The sequence below is a fragment of the Salinibacterium sp. PAMC 21357 genome (assembly GCF_000247645.1).
Taxonomy (GTDB): domain Bacteria; phylum Actinomycetota; class Actinomycetes; order Actinomycetales; family Microbacteriaceae; genus Rhodoglobus.
Map to the genome: position 1 here is coordinate 319,161 of NZ_AHWA01000004.1, position 25,743 is coordinate 344,903.

At 60.6% G+C, this 25,743-nt stretch carries 25 protein-coding genes and 1 tRNA gene; 13 read left to right on the forward strand and 13 right to left on the reverse strand.

The genetic code is table 11. From position 1 onward, the window contains the following. Window positions 1-21 precede the first annotated feature (21 nt). The 7 genes from ON14_RS04810 to ON14_RS04845 all read left to right on the forward strand — a co-directional run bounded on the left by ON14_RS04810 (window position 22) and on the right by ON14_RS04845 (window position 8,344). A complete protein-coding gene (locus ON14_RS04810) occupies window positions 22-1,668 on the forward strand; it encodes a DNA repair helicase XPB (RefSeq protein WP_010203535.1) in 1,647 nt (548 codons plus the stop codon). A gap of 88 nt (window positions 1,669-1,756) precedes the next feature. Then, window positions 1,757-2,779 (forward strand): 3-oxoacyl-ACP synthase III family protein, encoded by a 1,023-nt coding sequence (locus tag ON14_RS04815; RefSeq protein WP_010203537.1) that lies wholly within the window; start codon window positions 1,757-1,759, stop codon window positions 2,777-2,779. Beyond that, window positions 2,776-3,558 carry a glycosyltransferase family A protein gene (locus ON14_RS04820; RefSeq protein ID WP_010203538.1) on the forward strand — a complete coding sequence of 261 codons (783 nt, stop codon included), beginning with the start codon at window positions 2,776-2,778 and terminating at the stop codon, window positions 3,556-3,558. Before ON14_RS04815 ends, ON14_RS04820 begins: the two co-directional genes overlap by 4 nt. Beyond that, window positions 3,555-4,766, forward strand: coding sequence for a cytochrome P450 (locus ON14_RS04825; protein WP_010203539.1), 1,212 nt, complete (start codon window positions 3,555-3,557; stop codon window positions 4,764-4,766). Before ON14_RS04820 ends, ON14_RS04825 begins: the two co-directional genes overlap by 4 nt. Further along, window positions 4,763-6,382: a class I adenylate-forming enzyme family protein gene (locus ON14_RS04830; protein WP_010203540.1), complete on the forward strand. Its 1,620-nt coding sequence runs from the start codon at window positions 4,763-4,765 to the stop codon at window positions 6,380-6,382. Before ON14_RS04825 ends, ON14_RS04830 begins: the two co-directional genes overlap by 4 nt. Beyond that, window positions 6,379-7,314, forward strand: coding sequence for an NAD-dependent epimerase/dehydratase family protein (locus ON14_RS04835; RefSeq protein WP_010203543.1), 936 nt, complete (start codon window positions 6,379-6,381; stop codon window positions 7,312-7,314). Before ON14_RS04830 ends, ON14_RS04835 begins: the two co-directional genes overlap by 4 nt. Window positions 7,315-7,918: 604 nt before the next feature. Further along, window positions 7,919-8,344 (forward strand): hypothetical protein, encoded by a 426-nt coding sequence (locus ON14_RS04845; RefSeq protein ID WP_010203544.1) that lies wholly within the window; start codon window positions 7,919-7,921, stop codon window positions 8,342-8,344. A 35-nt stretch (window positions 8,345-8,379) separates the two neighbouring features. Here the strand turns inward: ON14_RS04845 and ON14_RS04850 are convergent, their stop codons facing one another. After that, window positions 8,380-8,634 (reverse strand): hypothetical protein, encoded by a 255-nt coding sequence (locus ON14_RS04850; RefSeq protein ID WP_010203546.1) that lies wholly within the window; start codon window positions 8,632-8,634, stop codon window positions 8,380-8,382. Window positions 8,635-8,867: 233 nt separating this feature from the next. Between ON14_RS04850 and ON14_RS04855 the strand changes: the two genes are divergently transcribed. The 3 genes from ON14_RS04855 to ON14_RS04865 all read left to right on the forward strand — a co-directional run bounded on the left by ON14_RS04855 (window position 8,868) and on the right by ON14_RS04865 (window position 11,602). Next, window positions 8,868-9,470: a response regulator transcription factor gene (locus ON14_RS04855; protein ID WP_010203548.1), complete on the forward strand. Its 603-nt coding sequence runs from the start codon at window positions 8,868-8,870 to the stop codon at window positions 9,468-9,470. 92 nt (window positions 9,471-9,562) lie between these two features. Continuing rightward, window positions 9,563-11,272 (forward strand): sensor histidine kinase, encoded by a 1,710-nt coding sequence (locus tag ON14_RS04860; RefSeq protein WP_010203549.1) that lies wholly within the window; start codon window positions 9,563-9,565, stop codon window positions 11,270-11,272. Between the two features lie 39 nt (window positions 11,273-11,311). After that, window positions 11,312-11,602: a WXG100 family type VII secretion target gene (locus ON14_RS04865; RefSeq protein ID WP_010203550.1), complete on the forward strand. Its 291-nt coding sequence runs from the start codon at window positions 11,312-11,314 to the stop codon at window positions 11,600-11,602. A 97-nt stretch (window positions 11,603-11,699) separates the two neighbouring features. Here ON14_RS04865 and groL read toward each other — a convergent pair whose 3' ends face one another. The 3 genes from groL to ON14_RS04880 form a co-directional block, all read right to left on the reverse strand. After that, window positions 11,700-13,328, reverse strand: a complete 1,629-nt coding sequence (gene groL / locus ON14_RS04870) for a chaperonin GroEL (protein WP_010203551.1) — start codon at window positions 13,326-13,328, stop codon at window positions 11,700-11,702. Between the two features lie 256 nt (window positions 13,329-13,584). Next, entirely contained in the window at window positions 13,585-14,157 is a 573-nt protein-coding gene (locus ON14_RS04875; protein WP_010203552.1) for a LytR C-terminal domain-containing protein, read from the reverse strand. 3 nt (window positions 14,158-14,160) lie between these two features. Continuing rightward, complete coding sequence (locus ON14_RS04880) at window positions 14,161-14,463, reverse strand: DUF3263 domain-containing protein (protein ID WP_010203553.1); 303 nt, start codon at window positions 14,461-14,463, stop codon at window positions 14,161-14,163. Window positions 14,464-14,597: 134 nt separating this feature from the next. Between ON14_RS04880 and ON14_RS04885 the strand changes: the two genes are divergently transcribed. After that, window positions 14,598-15,704, forward strand: a complete 1,107-nt coding sequence (locus tag ON14_RS04885) for a heme/hemin ABC transporter substrate-binding protein (protein ID WP_010203554.1) — start codon at window positions 14,598-14,600, stop codon at window positions 15,702-15,704. On the opposite strand, the gene ON14_RS04890 is transcribed toward ON14_RS04885, so the two are convergent. Together ON14_RS04890 and ON14_RS04895 are read right to left on the reverse strand one after the other, a co-directional pair. After that, window positions 15,701-16,501 (reverse strand): HtaA domain-containing protein, encoded by an 801-nt coding sequence (locus ON14_RS04890; RefSeq protein WP_010203559.1) that lies wholly within the window; start codon window positions 16,499-16,501, stop codon window positions 15,701-15,703. The two genes, ON14_RS04885 and ON14_RS04890, sit on opposite strands and share 4 nt — an antisense overlap. Then, window positions 16,501-16,959, reverse strand: a complete 459-nt coding sequence (locus tag ON14_RS04895; RefSeq protein WP_202800909.1) for a GNAT family N-acetyltransferase — start codon at window positions 16,957-16,959, stop codon at window positions 16,501-16,503. The genes ON14_RS04890 and ON14_RS04895 overlap by 1 nt, the downstream gene beginning before the upstream one ends. Before the next feature lie 54 nt (window positions 16,960-17,013). Between ON14_RS04895 and msrB the strand changes: the two genes are divergently transcribed. Continuing rightward, complete coding sequence (gene msrB / locus ON14_RS04900; RefSeq protein WP_010203562.1) at window positions 17,014-17,412, forward strand: peptide-methionine (R)-S-oxide reductase MsrB; 399 nt, start codon at window positions 17,014-17,016, stop codon at window positions 17,410-17,412. On the opposite strand, the gene ON14_RS04905 is transcribed toward msrB, so the two are convergent. After that, complete coding sequence (locus tag ON14_RS04905) at window positions 17,409-18,380, reverse strand: DMT family transporter (protein ID WP_010203563.1); 972 nt, start codon at window positions 18,378-18,380, stop codon at window positions 17,409-17,411. The two genes, msrB and ON14_RS04905, sit on opposite strands and share 4 nt — an antisense overlap. A gap of 36 nt (window positions 18,381-18,416) precedes the next feature. Here ON14_RS04905 and ON14_RS04910 point away from each other — a divergent pair. Continuing rightward, window positions 18,417-18,490 (forward strand) — tRNA-Thr (locus ON14_RS04910). Window positions 18,491-18,574: 84 nt separating this feature from the next. Here ON14_RS04910 and ON14_RS04915 read toward each other — a convergent pair. The 6 genes from ON14_RS04915 to ON14_RS04940 all read right to left on the reverse strand — a co-directional run bounded on the left by ON14_RS04915 (window position 18,575) and on the right by ON14_RS04940 (window position 25,595). Then, complete coding sequence (locus ON14_RS04915) at window positions 18,575-19,615, reverse strand: zinc-binding dehydrogenase (protein WP_010203564.1); 1,041 nt, start codon at window positions 19,613-19,615, stop codon at window positions 18,575-18,577. A 92-nt stretch (window positions 19,616-19,707) separates the two neighbouring features. After that, window positions 19,708-21,285 (reverse strand): alpha-amylase family glycosyl hydrolase, encoded by a 1,578-nt coding sequence (locus ON14_RS04920; RefSeq protein ID WP_010203565.1) that lies wholly within the window; start codon window positions 21,283-21,285, stop codon window positions 19,708-19,710. After that, on the reverse strand, window positions 21,282-22,184 hold the full coding sequence (locus ON14_RS04925; protein ID WP_010203566.1) for a carbohydrate ABC transporter permease: 903 nt from the start codon (window positions 22,182-22,184) through the stop codon (window positions 21,282-21,284). The genes ON14_RS04920 and ON14_RS04925 overlap by 4 nt, the downstream gene beginning before the upstream one ends. Continuing rightward, the gene (locus ON14_RS04930; protein WP_010203568.1) at window positions 22,168-23,193 is read right to left on the reverse strand and encodes a carbohydrate ABC transporter permease; all 1,026 of its coding nucleotides are present in this window, start codon (window positions 23,191-23,193) and stop codon (window positions 22,168-22,170) included. Before ON14_RS04930 ends, ON14_RS04925 begins: the two co-directional genes overlap by 17 nt. A 63-nt stretch (window positions 23,194-23,256) precedes the next feature. Then, window positions 23,257-24,609 (reverse strand): ABC transporter substrate-binding protein, encoded by a 1,353-nt coding sequence (locus ON14_RS04935; protein ID WP_237719684.1) that lies wholly within the window; start codon window positions 24,607-24,609, stop codon window positions 23,257-23,259. Beyond that, window positions 24,606-25,595: a LacI family DNA-binding transcriptional regulator gene (locus ON14_RS04940; RefSeq protein WP_010203571.1), complete on the reverse strand. Its 990-nt coding sequence runs from the start codon at window positions 25,593-25,595 to the stop codon at window positions 24,606-24,608. The genes ON14_RS04935 and ON14_RS04940 overlap by 4 nt, the downstream gene beginning before the upstream one ends. Between the last annotated feature and the right edge of the window lie 148 nt (window positions 25,596-25,743).

The window sequence follows — 25,743 nt, forward strand, 5'->3', positions numbered from 1 at the left end:
TCCGGGCGTAGGCTAGGTCGGATGAACGCAGCTCCCGACGGACCTCTGATCGTGCAGTCTGACCGCACGGTTCTGTTAGAGGTCGCGCACCCCCTTGCCGAAGACGCGCGCCATGACTTGGCCGTGTTCGCTGAGCTGGAACGCGCCCCCGAGCACATCCACACGTACCGCATCACTCGGTTGGGGCTGTGGAATGCTCGCGCGGCCGGACACGACGCTGCTGCGATGCTTGAAACGCTCGAGAAGTATTCGAAGTTTCCGATTCCGCAGAGCGTCAGCGTTGATATCGCAGAAACTGTTGGCCGCTACGGTCGACTGGTTATCAATCGTGATGCTGATGGCGCGCTGACTCTCACTGCCACAGATCCGGCAGTGTTGCGAGAGATCACGCGCGGCAAGAAGGTGGCAAGTCTGCTTTTTGAGCGTCGCGGCGAGCACACGTTTGTGGTGCAGGCGTGGGCTCGTGGACAACTCAAGCAAGAGTTGTTGAAGCTCGGTTGGCCGGCCGAAGATAATGCTGGTTACACCCCGGGCACGCCGCATGAGATGGAGTTGGATGCTTCGGGCTGGGGCCTTCGCGAGTACCAGCAGCACGCCATCGACAATTTCTTCCACCACGGTTCTGGCGTTGTCGTGCTGCCCTGTGGTGCAGGCAAGACCCTCGTCGGTTTGGGCGCGATGGCTCAAAGCAAGACCACAACCCTGATTTTGGTGACGAATACGGTCTCTGCCCGTCAGTGGCGTGCCGAGATTTTGAAGCGCACCACCCTGACCGAAGAAGAAGTCGGAGAGTATTCGGGGCAGACAAAAGAGATCTTGCCGGTCACGATCGCGACCTACCAAATTCTTACGGCCAAGCGAAAAGGCGAATACGCTCACTTGTCGCTGCTGGATGCTCTCGACTGGGGCCTTGTCATTTATGACGAGGTGCACTTGCTGCCAGCTCCCGTCTTCAAGCTCACCGCCGACCTGCAAGCACGCCGTCGTCTCGGGCTCACGGCAACCCTCGTTCGTGAAGATGGACGCGAGGGCGATGTCTTTTCCCTCATCGGCCCCAAACGTTTCGATGCACCGTGGAAAGAGATTGAGGCCCAAGGGTTCATTTCTCCCGCCAGTTGCTACGAGGTTCGTGTCGATCTCCCCGAAAACCAGCGACTCGAATATGCGGCGTCTGCCGACGACGAACGGTACCGGCTTGCCGCTACCGCACCGGCAAAAATAGAGATTGTGCGCGCGCTCGTCAAGAAGCACGAGGGCGAACGCATCCTTGTTATCGGGCAATACCTCGACCAAATCGATGACCTTGCCGAGAAACTGAATGCTCCGAAGCTGACCGGTGCGACGCCGGTCGCTGAGCGCGAGCGGCTCTATCAAGAGTTCCGCGAGGGGATCACCAAGATATTGGTGGTCTCCAAGGTCGCCAACTTCTCGGTCGACCTGCCTGAGGCAACTGTCGCCATCCAGGTCAGCGGATCGTTTGGCTCACGCCAAGAAGAAGCTCAGCGCCTGGGCCGCCTGTTGCGCCCCAAAGAGAGCGGCCTTCCCGCCAACTTCTACACGCTCGTTGCCCGCGACACTGTTGACCAAGACTTCGCGCAAAACCGTCAACGGTTCCTTGCCGAACAGGGCTACAGCTACACGATTCTGGATGCCGCAGACCTGACGTAACGGGGATTACTTTCCACCTTGCCGTTGCCCTCTCAATTGGGGTGGATGGTCGCTGTCGCGCGGAGCTTGTGGCCACTAGGATTTGAGAGTGAATCACGTTACTGCCCGGATCGCTTCCACCGGCACCTATCTCCCTGAGCGGATCCGCACTACCGCGGAGACTGAAAAACAACTGCGAAGCCAGAATCCCACGGTGAAGCTCGCGACCGGGCTCATCCACCGCCTCACCGGCGTTGAGAGCGTTCATCTGCGGCCTGATGGCTGGCAGACTTCTGACTTGGCGGTCGCTGCTGCCCGCACGGCGCTCGAACATTCACCCGGCCCCATTGATCTCATCATTTTTTCGAGCGCGAGCCAGGATCTCATCGAGCCGGCCACTAGCCACATCGTGGCTGCGAAACTTGAGATTGATTGCCCAGTAATGGATGTCAAGAACGCTTGCAACAGCGTGCTGAATGGCATGCAGGTGGGTGCGGCACTGATCGCAACCGGCCAGTACCGGCGCGTTCTCATTGCGAGCGGTGAGACGCCCTCGCTTGGGGTGCGCTGGGATCTCGACAGTCATCAACAATTCATCCGCTCGTTTCCGGGTTACACGATGAGCGATGGTGGCGCTGCGGTGATCCTGGAGGCTGTCGAACTCGATCCGGCCGATGACGCCCCTGCAGGCATCCTCGATTCGTTGTTCGTCGCCGCGTCGAAGAATTGGTCGGTGGGAACGCTCTCGATCGGGGGCTCGATGAACCCGCGAAATGCCGAGCTCAGCTATTTCGATATCGATGGCGCTGCCCTTCAACAAGCGTTTCTCGATCTGGGTCCGCAACCGGTGCACGACATCCTCGATCGCAACGGACTCACGTGGGATGACATTGACCTAGTCGCCATTCACCAGGTGGCGTTGCCCTACCTTCCCGCCGTATTTGAACGGCTCGGCGTTGTCGAAGATAAAACGGTGATCACCGTCGCCGATCACGGCAATCTCGCCTCGGTAACCCTGCCCCTACAACTAGAGGTCGCGCGCGCGACCGGCCAAGTGAAACCTGGGAGTCTTGTGCTCATGATCGGCCTAGCTGGAGGCATCAGCCTCGGACTAATGTTGGTGCGACTGTGACCGCCCCTCGCTCTGCCCTTGCCGTGGTCGTACCGGTCTTCAACGAAGCCAAAACGATTGGGCCAACGCTCGTGGCGCTTCAGGCTCAGAGCGATACCGACTTCGATGTGGTGTTCGTGGACAATACGTCGACGGATGACTCAGCCGACGTCATCCGCGTCTTCGCCGCAACGCACAACCTCGACCGCTGGCGCGTTGTCGACGAGCCCGTTAAGGGAACGGGCGCGGCAGCAGATACCGGAATGCGCACCGCGATCGCGGGCGGCGCAACGATCCTCGGTCGCACCGATGCCGACTGCCTCCCCCGGAAAGATTGGACCGCTTCCCTTCGCCGCGCTTTGACGCCACAGAGCGAGGGTGGTCTCGGCCTCGAGCTGGTCGGCGGCGAACTTGTGCCTCGACACGACGAGGGGTTGTCACTGGCAAAACGGGTGCTGCTGCGCGGCGCCGTTGAATTAGCTGAAGCCTTTGGCCGTGTTCGCCCCAGTAACCACAACGACGACTATTTGGGGCCGTACATGATGGCCGCTGGCTGTAATGTCGGAATTTCTGCCAAGACCTACGAAGCTGCTGGCGGGTTTCCGCGTACCGCAATTGAAGACCTGCACGAAGACCGCGCGCTCGTCAACGCGGTTCGTCGCATCACGGCCTCGTATGCCCGGCGGCGTGACGTTGTCGTGTTCGGCTCGTCTCGCCGAGTGCAGGCGTGGGGTCTCAAAAACACGTTGCTCTGGTACAAAGATCATGCTTACCGCCCCGACCACGTGGACATCCGATGACGACCCACACTGCCGCTACCGCGTCACACCCGCTCGCCGCGAAGTGGGAAGAGCGCGTCATGCGCGCGGCCCATCCCGTAACATATCGCCTGCTTCGCTCGGTGCGAGCCCCAGTGCGTCGCCTGCCCGGTATCGGAGTTCTCGTTACTGACGCGACGCTACTGCGGTCGGTGCTCATGAATACGGCGACGTTTACGAAGACGGGCCCGGGAAGCTCCAGCGATCTGTGGACACCCATCCTCGGACCGTCCCTGCTGCTCAATATGGAGGGAGAAGCTCATCTCACGCTTCGTCGCAAACTTGCGCCGATCTTCGCCCCCTCCTACGTCGATTCGCTCGTCGCAGCGTCCCTTGATACGTCCGCCGCAGAACTCACCGCACGCCTCCGGTCTGGTGACGCAGTAGACATGGTGACCATCGCGCGATCGTGTGCCAGCACAATGATTTCCCAACTTGTCGGGCTCCCCCCTCGTACCGAGTCGTCGACGCCAGTATCGGATGTCGAGACCGACATATTCGACCGGGTTTCGTCGATAACCGGTTTCGTTCGGCTCTCTCGCCCGAGTCTCACAGAGCCACAGATTGCCTTCGCGCGCGGTGTTGTCGGCGAGTTGACAGCGAATGCGCGTGCTGCCTATGCCAGCGGAGACGAGTCGATGGTGCCCGGGCGGATGCGCGCTCTAGGGCTCTCAGAAGATGAAGCAATGGGTGCCGTTGCTGCGTTTGTGCTCACGGGCACCGAAACTTTGGTCTCGTACATTCCCCGCCTGGTGGCACTGCTTGCGGATTCTGGGTGGCTGGCTCGAATCGCTGCCGACCGCAGCCTCATGGAGCCGGCAATCGCCGAGGGCCTTCGGGTGACGACGCCGTCTCCCGTCATGGTCCGCAGCGCCGCCGCGGACTCCACCATTGGCAGTGTAAAAGTGCGAATGGGAGACCGCATCATTCTGGCCACATTTGCCGCCAATCGTGCCCTCGGGGCCTTTGATCCCGGGGCGAACCCCTCTGCTGCACTCAAACAGCTGTGGTTTGGTGCCGGCAGTCACTTCTGCCTTGGAGCTCCTCTTGCCATGGCGCAGATTCGGGTCGTCCTCGAGGCGGTGCTTGACGGAGTCGGCGAGAACGGAAGCCTCATCGTTCAATCACGAACACCGTCGCACCGCGTGCTCATCCCGTCATATTCCTCTCTCACCGTGAGCGCATCATGACTGAAATGACGCCAGATTCCCCCGCCTCTCCGGACATTTTGGCGGCACTGCTCAGCGCCTGCGACCGCACGCCAGACGCACCCGCCATGACCCTCGGCCGCCGCACTCTCTCCTACCGTGACCTCCGTGATCGCATTCTCGGCGTCGCACGTTCCCTGACCGACGAGGGCTTCGTTCCCGGCGATCGCGTGCTGTTCTCGGTACGGCCTGGTCTCGATGGAATCTGTTTAGCGCTCGGAGTCATTGCCGCCGGCGGCACAATCGTGTTCGCCGATCCTGGCGCTGGCGAAACAATGTTCCGAGCACGCGCAGGCCTCGCCGCCCCCAAGTGGGTTGCCGCCGAAGCGTTGCTCTATGCGGCATCCGCTGGACCGCTGTCACGTATTGCGCGGTCGCGGGGCCTTCAACTCCCCGACTACGCGTCGGTCGTACCCGATGCCCGGCACATTTTCGCTGGACCGTGGTTGCCCGGCGTTCCCCGCGGCGCTATCTCTACGCGACGGCTGCTTCGGACGAGAACAGAGGCAGCAAACGCATCGACGCCTGCGGACTCGCACTCGCACTCGCACTCGCAGCTTGCCGGGGACGCTGCCGCCGAAGCACTCGTCATTTTCACGAGTGGCACCACCGGCAACCCCAAAGCAGTCGTGCATTCACGTCGCTCCCTTGGCGCTGGCCTTGACGGATTTGCGCGCCGGGTCGGATTCATCGCCGGCGAACGCCTGCTCACCGACCAGCTCATGGTCGGCATCCCGGCGCTCATCTCGGGGGCGCACTGGGAGTTGCCGCCCGCTGGCGCAGATCCCGGAGCAAAGCCGCGTGCCTACCTGCGCCTGTTGCCGCGAGCCGATGTGCTCTTCGCCGTGCCAGCAGCGCTCGATTCAATTCTCCGGATGTTGGAGACTCGCCCCGCGCAAACACCAAATTTGCGAGCACTCCTGGTGGGCGGTGCTCCGGTGCTTCGGCCTCTGCTCAACCGTGCTCGCGCTCAACTTCCGGGCACCTCTATTTCGGCGATTTACGGCATGACCGAAGTCTTGCCCGTGGCTATCGCGGATGCTGACGAGAAGCTGGCGTGGACTGAACCCGGCGATTTCGTGGGCGAACTGATGGGCTCGGTAACCGTGCGCATTGATGCGGGGGAACTCATCGTGTCTGGCCCCGGCATCGCGCTTGCCTACCTCGGACAACCACCGCTCACGGAACTGCGCACCGGCGATCTTGCGCGCGTTGAAGGCAACAGGCTCATTCTGAGCGGCCGCAGCAAAGACATGTTTATTCGGGGAACGACCAATGTCTACCCTGGCCTCTACGAGCCCGTTATCGCTAGTATCCCGGGGGTTGAACAAGCGGCGATGGTTGGCGTTCCCGACGAGGTTGGCGATGATGCGATTGTGCTCGCAATCGTGCCCGGCCCCGGTTTCGACGAAGAAGCGCTGCGGCGTGCGCTGCCCGGGCTCATCGATGCCGCGGTGCTGCCCGACCACATCCACGTGCTTGAGGCCCTCCCCACGAGCGGCCGAAACAGCAAGCTCAACCGTGCCGCGTTGACGAAAATTGTGGTGGACGCTCTGAAATCTCCCGAGACTTCTCGCCGCGCAACGACACCGTCATGAAAGTTGCCGTCACCGGAGCGAGCGGATTCGTCGGCGGCGCTATCGCCACCGCTCTCACCGCCCGTGGGCACGACGTCCTCGGCTTTGGGCGAAGCACCAACGGGTGGAGCGGTCGCTACGAACGCTGGGATCTGACCTCCGGGGTGCGTGCACCCGAGGCGACCGCAAACCCTAACTGGCAGGCTGACGCCGTCATCCACTGCGCCGCCCTCGCGGACGATTGGGCCAGCCGCGAACAGGCATTTCGCGTCAACGTCAGCGGCACCCGCACCGTCGTGGAGAGCTTTCCGGATGCACGCATCATCCATATTTCTTCGTCGAGCGTGTACGACGCCTTCACCCCAACGGTGCACGCCACCGAAGATGCGGCGCCCCCGACCACTTGGCTCAGCACTTATTCCGAGTCGAAGGCTGCAGCAGAGCTCGAGGTCGGGTCCGCTGCCGTCATCCTGCGCCCTCACGCGGTTTATGGGCCAGGCGACACCACCCTTCTTCCTCGCATCCTCGCCGGCTTTCGCGGGCGACGACTCATACTGCCCGCGGGCGCCGCGATGCTCCACACGCTCACCCACATCGACAATCTCGTTGACGCAGCCGAACTGTCGCTCACCGGCTCGCCTGGCATTTACAACATTGGCGATGACGGCGACGTGTTGCTCTCAGAGATACTCACCGAACTGCTCGCTAAGCAGGGCCGGGCGGATGTCGCGCTCGCAAGCATCCCGTACTCCGTCGCGTGGGCTGCCGCCGCCACAATCGAGCGCCTGTACTCGGCGACCGGGCGAGGTCCTGGCTCCAGACGCGGACCACGGCTCACTCGCTATGCCGTGAGCCAACTCGGCCGCGAGCGCACCCTCGATCTCAGCGCCGCACGCCGGGAGCTCGGTTATTCCCCCCGCGCGACCACACTCGAGGGTTGCGAAGACTGGTAATTACTGCGCCGCGGGTCGCGCCCCAATCTCGCTCCCCTCTGTCCGCACTACGAACTCCGCACCCCCGCTAAGGCGGTAGGAAAGAGACACGGATTCCCCGCGCATCCGGTACCCGCTCTAGTCATGGTTCTCGCGGCCGACCTCGGCACCGCAACGCCAACAGTCCGCCGGCAACGCACTTTCGACCAAGGCTCCACACTCGGTGCAGACTCGCGGTAGCCAGCACGCGGCGTCGCCATGAGCATCCTCGCTGATACGGCGCGGAGCTCGACCGTCTCCGCCGTCGCTGCCTCCTCGGCCCGCTGCGCCATCCTGTGCATCGTCCACCTCTCTAGTGTGCGCCGTGCGCGCCACACAGTCGAGGTTCTTCATTTCGGTTTTCGCAACGCAGGCGACGCCAATACGGTGTCGGTCGCGTTGGATTGATAACGTTGGCCTCCCCGATCCTCATCTGGTACAGAGGCCCTATTCATGACACCGAATGCTGCAACTGAAAAACGTCAACCGAGCGCACCGTCGTGGAACACCTACAAGAAGTCGATCGGCGACCGCTCCGGGCTATTCCAAGCGCTGGTAGCGACTTGGCCAGTGGCTTCGGCGCTCAATGTCGGCAGCTACCTTGATCTGTCGTCTTCGACAGGAATCCCTTCTGTCACCTACGTCGAAACTGATCGTCGGGCGGCTCGATAGTTCGTTCGACCTGCTCATTGCGCTCTACACCGGGCCAGCGTGGGATCACTGCGCGCGTTATCTTAAACCCGGCGGCCTGTTCCTCGCCAATAGCAGCCATGGGGATGCCAGCCTCGCAGCCCTGGACCCGCGCGTGACGCTCGTCGGCGCGATCCACCAGCGGGCCGGGCGCTACCGGATCGACCGCGACGACCGCGCGAGCTATCTCATCCCGAAGAAACCGGAAACCGCCGACGCCGCCTTGATCCGCAGTTCTGATCGAGGCGTGGCATACACAAAGCCGGCGTTCGCGTACCTCTTTCAACTGAACGATTCTTCGCTGCAGCTGCAAGGCGCCTGACCCGGCAATACTGCTGCCAGCGAGCGTCTAGCCCTCTAGGCGAGTTCGTGCTTGGCACGGACATCGCGAATCAGACCAATTACCGCGAGTACAACGAGAAGTGTGACGCTCAGCGCCATCAGACCTAGTGAACCGAACCCCACGGAAAGGGGCCACATGGGGATGAGGCCGTCTGCGCTCCCCCAGATGGCTCCATCCGAGCGACCGATGTGTGACATCACCGCGATCGCGCCGAATGCGAGTGCGCCTAGTCCGAAGGCGAATAGTGTTCCCAAGAATGTTCGTTTCATGCGTCGCGTGCCCCTCCGCTGCCGATTCGTCCTTTCAGCGTACGCTTAAAGTTGATAACTTCTCAAGCTCACTCGTGTGGCCCAAGAAGCCGACACGCGCACGACCATCAGCCAGCGTTCAGGAAACACGCAGATACTGGGTAAATGGCTGACGGACCCAAGATTCTGATTTTGACGACGAACCCAACATTCGCGACCTCCTCACCACGAGCCTGCGCTTCGCAGGATTCGCGGTGCGTGCGGTAGGAAGCGGGGCACAGACGATCTCGGCAGTTCTTGAAGAAGAACCCGACCTCATCATCCTCGACGTGATGTTGCCCGATATGAATGGCTTCGGGGTGACCAAGCGCTTGCGCGCATCCGGCTACACCTCCCCCATCCTCTTCCTCACGGCAAAAGATGACACCGAAGACAAGATCATGGGTCTCACCGTCGGTGGCGACGACTATGTCACGAAGCCCTTTAGCCTCGACGAAATCGTGGCCCGCATCAAGGCGATCCTTCGCCGCACGATGGCCGATGACGAAGAAACGATCATCCGCGCCGGTGAACTCACCATGGACCAAGACACCCACGAGGTGAGCATCGGCAGCGAACAGATCGAACTCAGCCCCACCGAGTTCAAACTGCTGCGCTACCTCATGCTCAACCCCAACCGCGTGCTCTCGAAAGCTCAAATTCTCGACCACGTCTGGGAATACGACTTCAACGGTGACGCCGGCATCGTGGAGAGTTACATCTCCTACCTGCGTCGCAAGCTCGACATTCACACCGAAGAGCCGCTCATTCAGACGAAACGTGGTTTCGGTTACATGCTGAAAGCAGCAAAGGTCTAACTAAACCGTGTGGCCAGCGTCACCGCTTTAAGCGGTTTCGCTGGCCATAACTGTTTCCCGATTCCCAGCGACGCAAGGTACCGTTCACTATCATGCAGGAGAAGATCCCAGACGCGTGGAGCCGCATCTCGCTGCGCACGAAAGTCACTGGCGTTACCGTGTTGCTGCTCACCATGGGCCTCCTCGTCGCGGGCGTCGGCACCGCCGCCGTGTTGCGCGACTATCTACTGCAACAGACTGACGACAAGATCACCGCGGCCGCCGATGGCCTCGACGGCCGCATCCAATATTCGGGAACAACCAGAGACCCGCAGTGCAGCGTCTCTCGACTGCCCAATGACCTGTATTTTGCGGTTCTCAACCACGACGGCACCATGCGATGCAATAGCCGTGAAGAGGATGCCGCACGCCCCATTCTCGAAGGCATCACGATCGCCGAGGCCGGCACGCGTTCCGGCGCGTTCACCCTGCCCAGCACCACCCTCGGAGGCCAGTGGCGGGTCATCGCCAACCCCGCAGCAAGCACGATCGGCACAGACTTTGTCACGATCGTTATTGCCCGCGACCTGATCGATTCCAACGCCATCGTTGCTCGCTACGCCGCCATCTTTTTATTCTTCGGCCTCACTGTAGTAATCGTCGGCGGTGCTCTGACCCGATTACTCGTCACGTCGACCTTCGCGCCCCTGCGTGAAGTTGAAGCTACCGCTGCCCGTTTCGCTGATGGCGATTTCGATCAGCGACTCTCTGGGGCAACCCCCAACACCGAGGTTGGGCGCCTCAATCGCTCGCTCAACTCGATGCTTGGCCGAATTGACCGCGCCTTCGCCGACCGCGCGCGAACCATCGATCAGATGCGCCGCTTCGTTGGCGACGCGAGTCACGAACTACGCACCCCACTGGTCACGGTGCGCGGGTATGCCGAGCTCTACCGCATGGGTGCCATCACTAAGCCAGACGATGTGGCTCAGGCTATGGAACGCATCGAAAAAGAAGCCATTCGCATGGGCGGTCTTGTTGAAGACTTGCTCGAGTTGGCCCGAATTGATGAGACAAAGCCCCTCCAACTCACCGAAGTTGACCTATTGCCGCTCGCGAATGATGCCGCAATGGATGCTCGGGCATCGGCCGGTCGTACCGTGAACGTCATCAACACCCACCCCACGATTGATGCTCACCCCACAGTGGCGGTCGAACCCAGCACCGACACCACCGTGATCGACCTACCTGAGAGCTCTGACCCAGGCCCGGGCACCCCCGCTCGCGGTGTCGCTGCGCTCGCCACGGGACCGATCGCGGCCGCTGGTGCACGGCTGTCACGGTTGGCGTCGCGCAAGAAATCAGTCGCGGTTGCCAAAGCGGCGGCACGAATCACGCAGGTCGTCGCCCCGCCGAGTGATCTGCACGCCGTGGTAATGGCCGAGGAAAACAAGATTCGCCAAGTGCTCACCAACCTCGTGACGAATGCGCTCCGCTTCGCCTCCCCCGACACTCCCGTAGAGATCGGTGTTGGCGTTGACCGCGAACGCCAAGTTGCTGTGCTCTCCGTTATTGACCACGGCGAGGGCATCCCGGCTCAAATTCGCGACAAAGTTTTCGAACGATTCTGGCGTGCCGATAGCTCACGTAACCGCGATACCGGCGGCAGCGGTCTCGGCCTCGCCATCGTGGCGGCAATCGTGCACGCCCACAAGGGCACCGTTCAGGCACTTGAGACGCCAGGAGGCGGCGCGACGTTCCGAGTCGAACTTCCCCTCCTCCCCAGCTCGCCCGACGCCACAGAGGGCACTGAGAACGACTAGCCCTCCGCGGGCGCTCTTGCTGCGGCCTACCGTCGAGCTATGACTCGATACCAAGTAGATAGCGACGCCGTTCTCAGTGCCACTGGAGCGGTACAGAACTCCATCAGTAGAATCCAAGCCGAGGTTTCAGGGTTGCATGGCCAACTCACTAACCTTCAGGGGTCGTGGACCGGGCAGGCAGCAACCGCCTTCTCAACAGTTGTCACCGACTGGAAAGCAACCCAGCAGCGGGTAGAAGAAAACCTTGCCGCGATCAATCACGCGCTCACTCAGGCGGGCCAGCAGTATGCAGAGATCGAGGCCGCGAACGCGCGCCTCTTCGTGCGCTAGCGGCGGCGCAACAGGCGCTGTTAACGCCAGAATGGGCGCCTCCCGAAGGAGACGCCCATTCTGTGTACTGCGGTGAAGCTCTGTAAAGCGAGAGGACTTAGAAGTCCATGCCGCCTGACGGGTCGCCCATCGGAGCAGCGTTCTTCTCAGGCTTGTCAGCAACAACGGCTTCGGTCGTGAGGAAGAGTCCCGCGATCGACGATGCGTTAAGCAGCGCTGAGCGAGTTACTTTTACCGGGTCGTTGATGCCAGCAGCGAGCATGTCGACGTATTCGCCGGTTGCTGCGTTGAGGCCGTGACCAATGGGCAGGTTGCGGACCTTGTCAGCAACAACACCAGGCTCCATGCCTGCGTTGAGCGCGATCTGCTTGAGCGGTGCATCGATAGCAACGCGAACGATGTTCGCTCCGGTTGCTTCGTCGCCGACCAAGTCAGCCATTGCCTGGCTGTCGAACGCGATCTTGCCAGCCTGAATCAAGGCAACGCCACCACCGGCGACGATTCCCTCTTCAACAGCGGCCTTGGCGTTACGGACTGCGTCCTCAATGCGGTGCTTGCGCTCCTTGAGTTCAACCTCAGTTGCGGCACCTGCCTTGATGACTGCAACACCACCGGCGAGCTTAGCGAGACGCTCCTGGAGCTTCTCACGGTCGTAATCGCTGTCAGTGTTGTCGATCTCGGCACGGATCTGCTTGACGCGACCTGCGATCGCCTCTTCTTCACCAGCACCTTCGATGATCGTGGTCTCGTCCTTGGTGATAACGACCTTGCGGGCGCGACCGAGGAGTTCGAGAGTTGCGTTCTCCAGCTTGAGGCCGACCTCTTCTGAGATGACCTGTCCACCAGTGAGGATCGCGATGTCAGCGAGCTGAGCCTTGCGACGGTCACCGAAGCCAGGAGCCTTGACGGCAACCGACTTGAAGATGCCACGGATCTTGTTCACAACGAGAGTTGCGAGTGCTTCTCCGTCAACGTCTTCAGCAATGATGAGCAGCTGCTTGCCGCTCTGAATTACCTTGTCGACGATGGGGAGAAGATCCTTGATGTTCGAGATCTTGCCATTGACGATAAGAACGTAAGGGTCTTCGAAGACCGCTTCTTGACGCTCTTGGTCGGTCACGAAGTATGCCGAAAGGAATCCCTTGTCGAAGCGCATACCTTCAGTGAGCTCAAGCTCGGTGCCGAACGTGTTCGACTCCTCAACGGTGACAACACCTTCCTTGCCGACCTTGTCGATCGCCTCAGCGATAAGTGCACCGATCTCAGGGTCACCAGCAGAAATAGATGCAGTAGCCGCGATCTCTTCCTTGGTCTCGATCTCTTTGGAACTCGCAATGAGTGCCTCGATGACCGAGTTGGTGGCCTTTTCGATTCCGCGCTTGAGGCTGATGGGGTCTGCACCCGCAGCAACGTTGCGGAGGCCTTCGCGAACGAGAGCCTGAGCGAGAACAACAGAAGTCGTCGTACCGTCTCCGGCAACATCATCCGTCTTCTTTGCTACCTCTTTGACAAGCTCGGCACCGATCTTTTCGAACGGGTCGTCAAGCTCGATCTCCTTGGCGATGGATACACCGTCGTTCGTGATGGTGGGAGCGCCCCACTTCTTCTCGAGAACAACGTTGCGACCGCGTGGGCCGAGCGTGACCTTTACGGCGTCAGCGAGAATGTTCAGGCCGCGCTCAAGGCCGCGACGGGCCTCTTCGTTAAAAGCAATGATCTTTGCCATGTGTGTTTCTCGTCCCTCCCGGACGTCGTACAAGCGAATAAGTTGGCACTCGAACTGTGCGAGTGCCAAGGTCAAAATTAGCACTCGACAGGGGTGAGTGCAAGACAGCGCCGCGCACTCTGCGGGGCTGAAGTTTCGTCAACTGGGCGCGCTGGTGGTGGCGCTGTCGCACGTCAGTGCCGTGGCGTGCGCTTGAGTGTCGTCGGCTTCGACGGTTGCGGCTGGTGTTAACGCGGCGTGCGCGCTTGGAGGCTGGCTATTGGCCGCTGGCGAGGTAGTCGGAGCCGATCACGATGGTGAGTTGGGCTGCGGGGAATACGTCGGGTTCGACGAGGCGGATTTCTCCGATGCCGAGGGCGGCGGCGAGCCCGGAGGCTACGTCTTCGTCGGCGACGTTGCTGTAGTAGATGTAGGTGTCTTCGATATCGCGGGCCGAGGCGGGTGCGGCGCTTCCCATCGGCCAACCGGCGGCGGTGAGTTCGTCGAATACGCTGGTTTGCGCTCCCGTTTCGGGGGTTCCGTTGAGTACGTCGACGGTAAGGGCGCGCGCCGGGTCGATGGCAGCGGGGTCAGTGACGGGGGCGACAGTTTCTACCGGCGCTGGGGCTTCGACGGGTTCTTCGGGGGTTGCGAAGATGGGGATTCCGAGGTCGTCGCCGAGGTATTGGCTCAGAGCGAAGAGCCCACCGAACACGAGTACACCGGTGGCGAGAAGCGCCCAAGCAAATCCGATCCAGCCGCGACCGCGTCGTTTCGGTCCGCGGTGCGCACCGATGCGTTCGATGTCGTCGGGCGCTTCGTCGAATCGGTCTTTCGGGTAACTCGCCATTGCTTAGTCTGTCAATTCTTCGTGGTGGTCGTGGTTGGCTGTGCGAACCGTGCGGTTGCGCATCCGGTTATCTCGGTTGCGGCGCAGTCGCGAGACCAACATTGGATCGAATTTTACAGCGTCGGGTGCGTCGATTACGGCGTTAAGCATCTGATAGTAGCGCGCGCTTGAGACATGAAACTGTGAGCTGATGGCTTCTTCTTTGGATCCGACGTGACGGACCCATTCGCGTTCGAAGTCGAGGATCTGGATTGAGCGTTCGGGCAGGCTCGTCTGGGGGCGCGCTGTTGGCTCAGTTTCCGACACGTCAAGACCTCCAATATGAACGCAATTCTAGGGTGTGGTTGCTCTGTGCTTGCCGAGCCACGCGGCTCAGGGGCCCAAATCTCGAGAGTCGAGGTTAGGATTGCCTTAGTACCCGATGTTTCCGATTGGCTTTCATGCGCTTCCGACTTTTTGCCACTGCCGTGGTGTTGTCTGGTGTTCTGTTGGTGACTACCGGTTGCACTGCGGCGAGTATTGCGCAGGCTCCGACAGTCACGGTGACGGCTGATCTAGATAGTCCGTTGGCTGAATTAACGACGTTGACTACTGCCAAGGATTACAGCGGCCTTGTCCGTGCTGCTTTGCCGTCATCCGGGATTTCGGCTCCTTTGGCGGCACCGGTGCAGTCGTTGCCGACGACGGTGTTGTCGCATGATCTCAGCGGAGACACTTCTGTGACGATCGATTCGACTGATCGCGTGATCGCGATGGATATTTCGGGGTCAATTGCAGCGACAGTTGCTGGCCTGGGGTTGCTTGATTCTTTGGTAGCGCGCGATATTTCGACGACCTTCGATGAGGCCGCTGATTTACCGGTTATCACGTCGAGCGCACACACGGTAAACAATGAAGCGATTCTGGCGATGCGGCCAGATCTCATTCTGACGGATGGCTCAATCGGTCCAATTGATGTGGTGTTGCAGTTGCGCGATGCCGGTATCGCTGTGGTGTTTGTGCAGACGGAACCGTCAATTGATGGTGTTGCTGAACTGGCTCATCAGACTGCTGAGGCCTTGGGTGTTGCCGCTGCTGGCGAGGTTCTTGGCCAGCAGTTGAGTGCCGAGATTGAGGCGAAGATCGCTGAAATTGCGGGCATTGTTCCGCGTGGTGATCGTCTGCGAATGATGTTTCTCTATTTGCGGGGCACGTCGGGGGTTTATTACTTGTTTGGCCAAGAGTCGGGTTCTGACGTGCTGATTGGCGCGCTTGGCGGGGTGGATGTCGCGGCCGAAATTGGTCTCGAAGGCATGCGCCCGATGACGGATGAGGCGATGGTCGCCGCGAATCCTGACCTGATTTTGGTGATGACAGGCGGTCTCGAGAGCGTTGGTGGTGTGAGCGGACTGCTCGAAGCTCGCCCTGCGGTCGCTCTTACGGAGGCAGGCAAGAATCAGCGCTTTGTCGAGATGGATGACGGTGAGATTCTGAGCTTTGGGCCGCGTACGGTAACGGTGCTTGATGCGCTCGCACGGGCCATCTATGCGCCCGGTTCTGGGTCTTAGCGTGCTGGCTTCCGAGGAATGCGTTTGGTTCCGCGCCAGCGAGTAACGAAGAAGATGAGGCCGGCTGCCGCAGTGACCGCGCCGACGGCGATGACGACAACAGTGTTGCGTTCAAGCGTTGTCACCGCCGCGGTTGGTGCGGGCAAGCAATCGTTGGTGGCACTGAATGTCACGGTGATGGGGTCAAATTCTTCGCCAGCGGGGTAGGTGCCGAAGGCATCAGAGCCGGCTTCGGTGAGGCTTACCGGCGCGGCGGTAAGTGTTGCTTTGCCAGCGGCGACGGCAATACCGGAGGTGTCGATGGTGGCGAAATCGACGGCGTTTTCGTCGACGGGGGTTCCGTCTTGAGTTGTTCCCGAAACGTCGAATACCAGTTGGGCGGTTGTGCTGCCGTTGAAGCGTAATTCGAGTCCGCTGAGGGTGGTGTCGAGAATTCCGTCATGACCCATAAAGCGAATACTGCCGTCAAAGGCGAGAGCACCACTACCGTCGACGAGTTCACCGGCGCCTTCGCTCCAACTAAAGTTGGGGGTCTCATAGATGGCGCCGTCGCTCACCGCCCATTCGCCGTTGGCGATCGTGCCACTGATGTACGACCGAAGCGACTCTTTGACGCCCCACGTGATGGCGGCATCCGTCACTTGGCAGGTCGTTCCTTCAGCAGCGTTCGGTACGACGGCGTTCGGCACAGCATCTGTCGGCACAGCGGCGTTGCTCGTCATCGGGGTGAGCGCGATGGCTAGTGCCGTGACGATGAGTGCCGCCGGCCCGAGTACGCACACATTGAGGCGACGCATTAGCGAGCCGCGCGATACATGGACTGATGCATGATGGTGGCCTCTTCGTAGAGGTCGCCGAATGACTCGAATCCAAATTTGGCATAGAGCGGCACGATGTAGTCCTGCGCGTGCAGAAGCATCGCTTCGTTGGAAAAGTCGTCGATGATGCGTTTCATGATGATCTGCGCGAGGCCTTCACCGCGGCGATCTTCGCGTACGACTACCCGACCAATGACTCGATGGCCATCCAAGTATTCGGCTGTCTCGTTGTAGAGAACGCGGATGTAGGCGGCAACGCCGTGCTCGTCAGCGATCCAGTAATGGCCCGTGGCGTCTTCTTGATCGCGGTTGTCGAGTTCTTCTTCGTCGACTTTTTGCTCAACGAAAAATACGTCGGTGCGTAGTTTCATGATCGAGTAGAGCTCGGTTGTTGTTAATTCGCCCCAAGACTTGGCGATCACGGAATCATTAGGCACAACCACGAGTTTAATGTACTGGGCAGCGAAAGCTGACGATCTAAGGAGACCACTATGACGTACAAGGTGAATAAGACAGAAGAACAGTGGCGCGACGAGCTCGGGCTCAAGTACTCGGTGTTGCGCGAAGCTGGCACAGATCGCCCCTGGTCTGGCGCTCTTCTCGATGAAAAGCGCGAAGGTACCTACCGTTGCGGCGCGTGCAGCGCAGAACTCTTCAAGAGCGGAACGAAGTTCGATTCTGGTTCGGGATGGCCGAGCTTTTACGAAGCAATCAACCCGGACGCTGTTGAACTGCGCGAAGACCGCTCGCTCGGCATGGTGCGAACTGAAGTTCTTTGCGCAACGTGTGGCTCACACCTCGGCCACCTTTTTGACGACGCCCACCAGACTCCGACCGGTGACCGTTTCTGCTTGAACTCGAGCTCGTTGGAGTTCGACGAAAACGACTAGTTCGACAGCAGATTCTTGGGTGGTCGCTGACTCGCGAATGACGCGATCGCTACCGCAAGCAACGTAAGTACTGCACCAATCACGGTCGTTGCGGCCACCCCATCGCTGTCGGTCGGCAAGAAAAGTTCGAGCGCGAGCGCTCCTAATACCTGTCCGGCAACTGATCCGAGAACGAAAAACAGGACGCCGGTGATTGGCACCAGCACGGCGGCGACAACGATCACGACGATGCCGACGGCTCCCCCCATGTAGAGCACAGGGTCGGTGGGAAATTGGTGTCCCCAACCTCTGACGAGTCCGTAGGCGATGGTGGCGATCGAGAGCACCGTAGTGCCGACCACGAAGTTGACGTAGGTTGCGGTCAGCGGCGAGCGCGTCACTTGACGCACGTGTCCGTTAATCGCTTGTTGCCAGCCAATGCCGAATCCGGCGATTAGCGGCAAGAACACCAGCACAAATGATCCGTCGACATGCAGATCGGCGAGCCCCGAGAACAGCACAGCCCCCACTGCCACCACGGATGCCACGACACGGAGCACCGTGACAGGCCGCTTTTGCAGACTGCCGAGACCCACCCTGTCGATCACGGCGGAACTGATTGTTTGGCTCGCGACTGCGGCAACAGTGAACAGCGCGACGCCGAGCGCTGATGCCGCCAGCCCCTGTGAGAGCACAAAGAATGCGCCGAATGCGCCACCGGTGAGATACCACCATGGCAACCTTTTGCTGGTTACTTCAGTGCGGAGGGTACGGAATCCTGCCCGGGCACTGGGCACAAATGGCACGATGAGGGTGAGAATGCCCAGCCCAATTCCGAACGAAATAAGGGCGGCAAGAGTCGAGTCCTGAAGCTCAACTGCAAGCTCACCATTGATGCGTGATTGGGTCGCGATGGAGGCACCAGCGATCACCGCAGCAAAAATTCCTGCGAGTGTTCGACGGCGATTTTGACGATTGGTTCGGAGCATAGGCAAAGTCATGTCTAAAATAGGGCGTTGGCCCAAGCCTCCTTAGCTCAGCTGGCTAGAGCACCGCTCTTGTAAAGCGGGGGTCGTCGGTTCGAATCCGACAGGAGGCCCAGCAAAGAATGTCGAAGGCCGTCGGGGTTGTTTAAACCCTAGCGGCCTTCGACATTGCTGTTTAACCGGCGGATGCGCTGCTACTACGTCGGGTCGACCATCACCTTGAGGGCGGTGCGCTCATCCATCGCGGTGTAGCCGTCGGGGGTCTGCTCGAGCTTTACGGTCTGGTCGAAGACGAGGCCCGGGTTCACGGTTCCGTCGAGCACTCCGGGCAGCAGCTGCTCGATGTAGGCGCGAGCCGGGGCCACACCACCGGTGAGGGTGACGTTCTTCCCGAAGAGGCTGCGGCGTCCAACCGGGGCATCCTCGTACTGGGGAACACCGACACGGCTGATCACTCCCCCGGCGCGCACAACGCCGAGGGCCTGCTCGTAAGCAGGCATGAAACCAACGGCTTCGAGGACCGCGTGGCTGCCGGCGCCGCCGGTAAGTTCGCGCACCTGGGCGATTCCTTCTTCGCCTCGCTCGGCTACGACATCCGTGGCTCCGAATTGGATGCCAAGGTCGGTACGTGCCTTGTGGCGCCCCATGAGGATGATGCGCTCGGCGCCCATCTGCTTGGCCGAGAGGACCGCGAGCAGGCCGACAGCGCCATCGCCGATGACGGTAACGGTCTGGCCGGGAGCGACGCGAGCCTTGTAAGCGGCGTGCCAACCGGTGGCGTAGACGTCAGAGAGTGAGAGAAGCCCGGCGTACTGCGACTCGTCGACGGTGCCGGGAACCTTCACGAGAGTTCCGTCGGCGTAGGGCACGCGCACGGCTTCGGCCTGGCCGCCCGTGATGCCGCCGTTTCCCCAATAGCCGCCGTGGATGCACGAGGTCTGGAGCCCTTCGAGGCAGAACTCGCAGGTTCCGTCGGAGTAGGCGAAGGGAGCGATGACGAAGTCGCCGACCGCGAGAGTCGCAACGTCTGCCCCGAGTTCTTCGACCACGCCGATGAATTCGTGTCCGATGGGGCGAGCATCCGCATCCGCCGGCATCGAATGGAACGGGTGCAAATCGCTGCCACACACGCACGCGCGGGTGATGCGAACGACCGCGTCAGTGCTCTCGATGAGCTGGGGGTCAGGGGCGGTGATGACGCGGACATCGCCGGCGCCGTAAATGTAAGTAGCTCGCATAGCTCTATTCAACGCCTGTTTCGCTCCGTGCAACGAATCAGTCTTTGTTCAGCGAGCAGGAGTAGCACAGTTCCGGCGGCGCCGGTTCAGGCTTACTCGGCGGCCACCCACGCCGCAGCGTTCGCGGGCAGCTTGCCATCAACGAGAGCTTCTGAGCTCAGCACTACGGCTCCCGCCGGCAACTCAACCGCTGACTCCCCCATCGCGATGACCACGCGGAGGCCGTCGCTGCGCCGAGCGATTACTCGACCGTTGCCATCGATGCTCCAGTCGAGCGCCAGAGATGCCGAGGAGGATGACGACACTTCGAACTGCGCGCGAAGGGCACTTGCCTGACGGAAAAGAGCCAAGGCCGAGGTCTCGTCGAGCTCTTGCCGTTCGATCGAAAAGTCTCCCCAGGCTGGCGGTACCGGCAGCCACGGCTCGGCACCCGGGACCGGTGAAAAGCCATGCGAACCCGCGGATGCGGCATCCCACGGCAAGGGAACACGAGCCCCGTCGCGGCTCACTCCACCGTTGAACCACATCGGATCAGCACGACGAGCGACCGGAACGTCGACCTCGGGTAGCCCAAGTTCTTGACCCTGATAGATGTACACCGTTCCCGGAAGGCCCAAGAGCGCAACCACTGCGGCTCGGGCTCGCTGCTGCCCGAGCGCACCACCGCCGAATCGTGTGACAGTGCGCACAATGTCGTGGTTCTCCAGGGCCCAGCTCGGCGCCGAACCAACCGTGCGACGCACCGCTTCGAGCTGTTGCCCCACCGCCGACCATTGTTTGCCATCCCAGCCCAGTTTCGCGAACGCGAACGCGAACGTTTGGTGCAGTTCATCTGCGCGGGTGTAGCGCGCCGAACGCTCCGGTTCGAGATTGACTTCACCGACCAGCAACCGTGCCGGAGAATACTCCTCGGCGATCCTTCGCCACGAGCGGTACACCTCGTGAACGGGCTCTTGGTCCATCGCGAGCGGATTCGACCGCAAACCGTCGATCACTGCCGGCACAGTCGGCGAATCAGGCATCCCTGCCGCTTTATAGAGACCGTGCGCCACATCGACCCGAATTCCGTCGACCCCGCGGTCAAACCAGAAGCGGATGACCGCCTCGAAGTACGCGGCAACGGCCGGGTTCTCCCAATTCCAGTCGGGTTGCCCCGGAGAGAACAAGTGGAGGTACCACTGGGTGTCGACCGTCGATTCGGGGAACACTCGGTGCCAGGCTGGGCCACCAAACACACTCACCCAGTTGTTCGGCGGCGACTCCGAGTTCAGGCCGCGTCCCTCAGAGAAATGGAACATGTCACGCTCGATCGAGCCTGGTGCGGCCGCGACCGCGGCTTCGAACAGAGGATTCTCTATCGACGTGTGGTTGGGAACAATGTCCACCAACACGCGAATTCCATGGCTGTGAGCTGCAGCGAGAAGCTCATCAAAGTCAGCAAGGGAACCGAAGAGCGGATCGACATCGCAATAGTCGCTAATGTCGTAGCCCTGATCTACCTGAGGTGAGCGCTGAAACGGCGTAAGCCAGATGCCATCTATCCCGAGTGACTCCAAGTAGGGCATCCGCTCGATGATTCCGCGAAGGTCTCCGATACCGTCGCCATCGGCATCAGAGAATGACCGCGGATAAACCTCGTAGATGACGGCGCTGTTCCACCAGTCACTCACTTAGTGGCCCCCGAAGTCAGTCCCTCGACGATGCGACGTTGGAAAATGAGCACCATGATCATGAGCGGAATCGTCACGATTACGCCTGCTGCCATTTGAGCTCCGAAGGGGGCTTGAAAATCACTCGCCCCTGTGAACTTGGAGATCGCGACAGTGGCGGTTTGGATGGCGGGATCGTTCGCCATCGACAACGCGATGATGAACTCGTTCCAGCTATGGATGAACGTCAGGATGGCAGTGGTAAAGACCCCCGGTGCCGCAAGGGGCAGAAGAATCTTGGTGAACGCTTGCCATTTGGTGCAGCCATCGATCATCGCCGCTTGTTCCAGATCCTGTGGAAGCTGCTTCATAAAGGTCGTGAGGTTCCAGACCGCTAACGGGATCGCGAAGGACAGACTTGGCACGATCATCGCTTGGTAAGTATTGATCCAGCCGATATCGGTGAAGAGGCGCAGCAGCGGCACCACCACGGCGATGCCAGGGAACATTGATGTGGCGATGATGACGGCCAAAATGCCTGACTTGAACCGGAACTTGAGTCGCGCAATAGCGTAGGCAGCGAAGATGCCGAGGATGAGCGCGAGCACCGTGGTGATCCCGGCCACGATAAGGCTATTGAGCAAAGAGCGGCCAAAGTCGTTCGACGAATCGAAGACTTGGGCGTAGCTCTCGAGCGACCACGTGGTGGGCAAGAGGGTCGTGTCGAAGAGGTCATTGGTGGTGCGGAAGCTCGACACCACCATCCAATAAAACGGAGCGAGGCAGTAGATCGCGACAATCGCGATTCCGACCCAGCGAGTGACGGCAGAGCCCAGGCCCGTTGCGCGCTTGCGACGCGCGCCCGGACGCGAACGCGCTCCTGCCGCTGCGATGACGTGTTGTTCAGAGATGGTGGTCACTATCTCGTCTCCTTGTGTGCTGCGCGATACGTTTACGAGATTTTTTCTCTGCCTGCTTATCGGCATCACCGACCAGATCGGCGCCGAGCAGACGAATAAAGACATAGGCGATCAGCGCGACGTACACCAGCAGAATGATGGCGAAGGCGGATGCCGAGCCGTATTGCAGTTGGTTCGATTGGTCCCACGCGAGGATCGACAGCGTCTCGACCGAGCTCTTTCGTGGCCCGATGAGCACGAACGGAAGGTCGAACATGCGAAGCGAGTCGAGCATCCGGAACAGCACAGCGACAAGCAAAGCGGGGCGCACGAGAGGCAGAGTGATCGAAAAGAACTGCTTCCACGCGTTAGCGCCGTCGAGCTTTGCTGCTTCGTATACCTCTTCGGGAATGAGCTGCATTCCGGCGAGCACGAGAAGCCCGATGAAGGGTGCTGTCTTCCAGACTTCGGCGATCATGACTGCAGCCTGGGCAGCGAAGCCCTCAGCCGTCCACAGAATCTGAGTGTCTAGCAGTTCGTTAGCGATTCCGTTGGATTGGAAGATCCAGCGCCACAGCAAACCCGAAACTGCGGTGGGAATCGCCCACGGAATCAGAATGGCGGCGCGCAGAAACGCTCGGCCTGCAAACGCACGGTTCATCGCGACGGCGAAACCAACACCGATGAGAGTTTCTAGCGAGACGGTGACGAAGGTGAAGAAAGTGGTGTTCCACAGAGCGTTGTAGAAGCGACCCGATTCAGCACCGGCGAAGATCTCGGCATAGTTACCCAACCCGACGAAAGTCTCGCCTTCCACCACGAATCCGTTGGCGTCGAGGCCGGATTGGGCGCTGAAGAGCGACTGGTATACCGCCGATAGCAGCGGATACATGATCACCAGTAGCAGCACGATAAACGTGGGTGACAGCAGGAGCGAAGCCATTCGGCCTTCGCGCTCCACACTGCCACGCTTTCGCAGCGGCGGCCGTGAGCGGGTGACGGTCGACGGGGTTGTCGTCGATGAGGTCATAACGAAACTCTCTCTGGGATGGGGTTCGGGGTGGCCGTAGTGCGGGCCACCCCGAGGGTGTTACTAACCTGCGGTGATCGAGGCGAGCTTCTCTTGAAGGTCGCTGAGGGCATCCTGAGCCGACTTGTCGCCGTTCAAGGCTGCATAGATCTCGTCCTGGATTGCGGCCGTAGTCGCGCCGTACTGCACGACCTTGGGTCGCGGCTGTCCGTTTTCCAGCGATTCAAGCAACGTCGGGAGGTACGGGTACTGAGCCGTGACGGCATCGTCAGCGAAGAACTCGGGGAACACCGGAGCACGCGAACTGAGGGTCAAGCGCGCTTCCTGCTGTTCGCGACTCGTGAAGAACGTCACGAAGTCGAGCGCCGTGGCTTTGTTCTCAGCGAAGCTGGAAATCGCAATGTTGCGACCGCCAAGGGTGGAAACACCCAGTCCTTGCTCGCCCGGAATCGCACTGACCTCGAACTTGCCGTTGACGGCAGAAGAACCATCCGTAGCCGAAAGCGACTTGAAGATGTAGGGCCAGTTGCGAAGGAAGACGAGCTTGCCCTCCTGGAACGCCTGACGACCCTGCTCTTCTTGGAAGGTGATCGCTTCACGCGGAATCATTCCCGAGTCAAAACCATCAACGAGAAATTCCAAGGCGGTGAGAGCTTCCGGAGTATCGACAGTGGGGGTGCCCTCCGCATCGAAGAGTGAGCCCCCAGCGGAGTTCACTGCCTCACTGAAGTTCACAGTGAGACCCTCGTTTTTATCGAACTGGCCGGCGTAGCACGACATGCCCTCAGCTTCGGGCAGCGCGAGCACAGCATCACAGGCCGCTTCCATTTCGGCCCAGGTCTCGGGAGCCGCGTCAACACCGGCTGCGGTCAGCAGATCGCTGCGCGAGTACAGCATTGCGCCATCGGTGTAGTACGGGGCGGCATACACAACGTCGCGGTAACTCGCAGCCTCAACGGTGGCGGGAATCTCTTCGTCGAGAGGAAGCGCGTCTTCGGGCAGCGGCGCGATCCATCGGTTCGCCGCAAACTCACTCGTCCACACGACGTCGAGGTTCAACACCGAATAGCTCGAGCCTTCCACTTGCGCGTTCTGCACCATTTGCTGACGCTGCTGGTCGGCGTCGAGAGGCAGCTCGACCCAGGTCACCTGCTCGTCAGGATGCTCCGCGTTCCACGCATCGATCGTTTCTTGAGCGGCTCCAGAAGCATCCGGGCTCGAAACGTACTGAATAGGCCCACGGCCCTCAAACTCAGCCTCCGCGGCGGGGGCGGGTTCTGCTGTTTCACCAGCACAGGCGGTGAGACCCAGTGCTGCGGTCGCGGCGACTGCTAAGCCGACGAGAACCCGTCGATCACGGCGTCGTTGCATCATGACTTGCTCCTTTTTCTTGGTGGTGGGGTTGTGCGCTGTCATTCGATAAAGCGTGCGGTGCTTCCGCGTTCAATAAGTCGGTGCGGCAGGATGCGCGGAACAGGGCCACCCGACAGGCTCTCGGATGCGAGCAGTCGCTCGACCGCGAGTTCCCCCATCCGTTCGAGCGGCTGCGCGATAGTGCTCAACGCGGGGTACACGTGCAGCGAAGTGCGCGTGTTGTCGAAGCCGAGAACGGAAATATCGTCGGGAACCCGCCGCCCCATCCGCTGTAGCTCGTTCACGACCGCTGCCCCCATCTCGTCACTGAGCGCGAAAACGGCGGTGAGCTCGGCATCCCGAGCGAGAAGCCGCCCGAGAGCTGGAGGCGCAGAATCGTAAAGAGAGTTGCCTGATTCGACCAGCGGCGTGAGCTTCGCCTCGGCCATCGCGCGCACATAGCCGCGGGTTCGAACGGTGTTCACGAGAACGGATGCCGGGTCTCCCGCCAGCAGGCCGATGCGGCGGTGCCCCTGCGCAATAAGGTGGCGCGTGCCGTCATAGGCCGCAGCCTCATCGTCGATGGCAAGACTCGGAAACCGATGACCGTCGCGGATCGCGACTGACATCAACGGCACGTTCGACCCGAGCACTCGCCGCATTTCTGGCGTGACTGCCGCGGAGATCAAAATAACTCCCGCAGCACGGTAGGTGCGCAGGGTGCGGAGATAGCTCGACGCATAGGTTGAACTCGGGCCGGTGCGGCCGAGCATCACTGAGTAGCCGTGGAGTCGTGCCGCGGCTTCAACACCGCTCATGATTTCGGAGGCGAGCGCATCCGAAACTACGGGCGCCAATACGCCGATAACGGCGGTCTGCTTGGTTTTGAGTCCGCGAGCGAGGGTGTCTGGCTCGTAGTTGAGCGTGGCGATCGCCGCTTCTACTCGCTGCTGCGTTTCGGTTGAGTAGCCGACAAGGCCGTTGACTACGCGCGATACCGTCGCTGGAGACACGCCAGCGACGCGAGCGACGTCTCTGATAGTCGTCATTTGCCCCTCCTTTGGGTGCGTACTCAGCGCGGTACGTAATCGTTTGCGTTACCTACGCTGACGAGATTAGGGAAGGCCTTCTAGGTTACGCAAACGTTTACTAAACACGAGCGCGGGAGCCCAAAACGATGGGAAAGCGCTGCTGACG